The sequence below is a fragment of the Ruixingdingia sedimenti genome (assembly GCF_031432425.1).
Classification (GTDB): domain Bacteria; phylum Pseudomonadota; class Alphaproteobacteria; order Rhodobacterales; family Rhodobacteraceae; genus Ruixingdingia; species Ruixingdingia sedimenti.
Map to the genome: position 1 here is coordinate 1 of NZ_JAVKPH010000130.1, position 719 is coordinate 719.

At 68.2% G+C, this 719-nt stretch carries 1 protein-coding gene; it reads left to right on the top strand.

Annotated features, from left to right (window positions below; all coding sequences use genetic code 11):
• Positions 1–468: NAD(P)H-dependent flavin oxidoreductase (locus RGD00_RS23440; protein WP_310459638.1), on the top strand; the 468-nt coding region annotated here is incomplete at its 5' end.
• Positions 469–719: the final 251 nt, after the last annotated feature.

The window sequence follows — 719 nt, forward strand, 5'->3', positions numbered from 1 at the left end:
CAGGTCGTTGATGCAGTGCGCGTGCCGGTGATCGCGGCGGGCGGCATCGCCGACGGGCGCGGCATCGCCGCGGCCTTCATGCTGGGCGCCTCCGCGGTGCAGATCGGAACGGCCTATCTGTTCACGCCTGAGGCCACCATCGCGGAGCCACATCGTCGCGCGCTTACTGCCGGCTCTGGGCGGGAGACGGCCCTGACGAACGTCTTTACCGGACGGCCGGCCCGCGGCATCGTCAATCGCATCATGCGCGATGTCGGTCCCATCGCCGCGGACGCGCCGCAGTTCCCGCTGGCGGGCGGCGCTCTCGCACCGCTGCGATCAGCCTCCGAGCCCGAAGGATCAGAGGATTTCATGTCGCTCTGGTCGGGCCAGTCCGCGGGGCTGTCTCGCGCGATGCCGGCTGGCGATCTCACCCGCAACCTTGCTGACCGGGCACTCGAGCTTCTGGTACGGGGGCCGAACCGCTAACGGTCCGGGGGCCGTCGGCCGGCACTTGGACGTGTCTTGCCCTATTCGCAGCTGGACTCCGACGCGGCTGGATCCATCGGCTTCCGGGTGGACTCCGGCATCCACGAGGTATCCACCCCGCGCTGCCGGTCAGGTGTTTGAATTCATAGGGGTTTCAGGCGTCGCGGGTGGCTTCTGGACTCCAGGTGGCTTCGCAAAAAATCGGCCCTGTCGCTGGCGATGTCCCGCGCTTCGCCCGCCAGCATACGAAT